The organism is Citrobacter sp. Cy070 (genome assembly GCF_030332245.1).
In the GTDB taxonomy this organism is placed as follows: domain Bacteria; phylum Pseudomonadota; class Gammaproteobacteria; order Enterobacterales; family Enterobacteriaceae; genus Citrobacter; species Citrobacter youngae.
The window spans coordinates 1-2,232 of record NZ_JAOWIG010000030.1 but is presented as its reverse complement, the minus strand read 5'-3'; the positions used below and the strand labels follow the sequence as shown (position 1 = coordinate 2,232).

Annotated in this window: 3 protein-coding genes; 2 read left to right on the top strand and 1 reads right to left on the bottom strand. The window is 42.8% G+C overall.

Annotation, left to right across the window (positions count from 1 at the left end; genetic code table 11):
• Positions 1–127 precede the first annotated feature (127 nt).
• Together OGY19_RS02345 and OGY19_RS02340 are read left to right on the top strand one after the other, a co-directional pair.
• A complete protein-coding gene (locus tag OGY19_RS02345; RefSeq protein ID WP_257748794.1) occupies positions 128–1,144 on the top strand; it encodes a putative type VI secretion system effector in 1,017 nt (338 codons plus the stop codon).
• A 158-nt stretch (positions 1,145–1,302) separates the two neighbouring features.
• Complete coding sequence (locus OGY19_RS02340) at positions 1,303–1,569, top strand: PAAR domain-containing protein (protein WP_137363698.1); 267 nt, start codon at positions 1,303–1,305, stop codon at positions 1,567–1,569.
• Between the two features lie 600 nt (positions 1,570–2,169).
• Here OGY19_RS02340 and OGY19_RS02335 read toward each other — a convergent pair.
• On the bottom strand, positions 2,170–2,232 hold a 63-nt coding region (locus OGY19_RS02335), incomplete at its 5' end, for an IS1 family transposase (protein ID WP_071603212.1).

The following is a 2,232-nucleotide window of genomic DNA, read 5'->3' as shown; positions in this document are numbered from 1 at the left end:
AGCTGATAGAAACAGAAGCCACTGGAGCACCTCAAAAACACCATCATACACTAAATCAGTAAGTTGGCAGCATCACCGATGAGCCGGAAGTCCCTGTTGTGGTTTAATTGTGGAGCAGCGAAATACTATGACAGAAGATGACGAACTGTTTGCCGATATGCCCCGGGCCTATATCCGGGGACTGGAGAAGGGAAAAGGGTATGTGAAAGAAAACTATCTCCGGGAGCGCAGAGAGTGGATAAAATTAAGACAAACCATTGCGTACTATGAATCGGACGGCAAGAAGAAGCATAAAAAACGGCTGGCAGAACTGTACCGTGAAGAAAAGCAGCGGGCAAAAGCGCTGGCCGATATGCCACCGGACCCGGTACTGCCTCCGCCAGCCCCGCTGATAAAGGTCAGTGGCGTGGTGACAAACTACCACCAGCGCTGCCTGACGCACTATTTTGACACCAAAGCCTATCCGCAGACGTGGGAATATTTCAGCAGGCAGGATGAGAACATGGCGTCTGCCGCGATGGTGCTGGCCTCGACGGGGTCAGCAGCAACGGCACAGGGCATGGTGGCGAGCAATGAAGACAGGGTTCCAGCTGCAGCGTGGTACGTTACTGGCGAAATCAACGGCCGACCCTTTTCAGGGTGGCTGGGCGCGCCCTATTGCCGGGAAGGTGAGGAAGTGGAACTGATTGCCGCGCCGGTAGGAGAGGAGTACCTGGTATATGCCCTTGTCCGGCCGCATGCGCGCTCGCTGACTATGCCACCGTGGTGTTACCAGGGAATACGACGGGCACGAATAGACGCGATGAAAGTCCCCATTTCGGTCGTTATTCTTCTGGCTATTCTGCTGCTGGTAGTGGGATTGTATAAAGAAGATTGGGTTCTTAGTGAAGGATTACGGCAAGTGATAACGATATTTTTGGTTACGGGAACCTTTCTGTATATCTTCCCCGCAATATGGACTATCTGGCGACGGCATCCCTTTCCGAAAGAACAGCTGACGGAGGAGATATTGACTGTTGCTGGCTGGGATAATGTAACCAATATTGATTTGCGGAGATTAAAACGCAGAAGAATTAAAGGGTTCAAAAAGAACGGAAAATCTGTTCGGGTAATGACATCAGGATGGTGGTTTTATTACTATTAGACGATTTTTTGTGGGTTAAATTTCAAAGCTAATATTTTTAACAGATAAGATATTATTATCTGTTCTTTATCTAATCATATAGATATGTTTGGTAAGTATTTTTATTTTTTTTGGAAAAATCATATCTGGATAGTTATATTCTTTTATAGCGAGGGTTTATGTTTCTAGGCTTAGTCAGACTCAATGATCCATTAAGTAGTGGCGGTAAAGTAATTTCGGTTTCGTCCACGATAATTATCGATGGTTTAGGTGTTGCATTACTTGGGGATACTGTTATATGCCCAATACCATTTCATGGCGTAAATAAGATAATCCAGGGTTCTACTGAGTGGATCTCAGATGGAAAACCAGTAGCTGTGCATAAATGCATGTGTCAATGCGGTTGCTATGTTATTTCAACACTTCCCTGTACGGGGATCTGGTAAGTTAAAATGAGTTGGAATATTCCTGATAAAAAGGCAATGCAACCTGTACCTTCTATTAGGTGGGGCCGCGATAGTGGTGTTTTTTTCTCATTGTTAATAACTGTTGTTCTGCTATTTGGTTTGTTTTATTATATTACTCATAATAGTAATTCCATATATTGTGCTTTTGTAATATCATTAATTTTTTCTTTGTTATTTATTATATACATAGGGCTTCGATTATTTCAGCTCGGCGTGGCTCTTGAAAAAAATGAAATGATATCAACGGAAAGTTCTAATATTGATTATGAGTGGTCTGAATGGGCATCTGGTTATATAAGTATTGTAGATTACAGCTATCTCTTTCCTGAAGAATCACAGATACCCAATTTACGTGAAGGAAGTGAGTTCAATGCCATTGGAACCAGGGCATTACATTTTCCAGAATCGATTGACTATACGGCTTTATTCCATGAGTTATTAGCTCCTATAAGAGCTAGATTAATTGATATTACTTCTAAAAAAGGTTTGGTTATTAATTTTATTGTTGGTCAGATGTCAGGGACTTCAGCATGGCAGTCTTTTTTATTGGCCTGGAAACGACTTGGTAATGACTCCAACTTATTGATAGTGTTTTATGTTCAGATAATGCCCGATGACTTTGTCATGCAGCTCCACCGATTT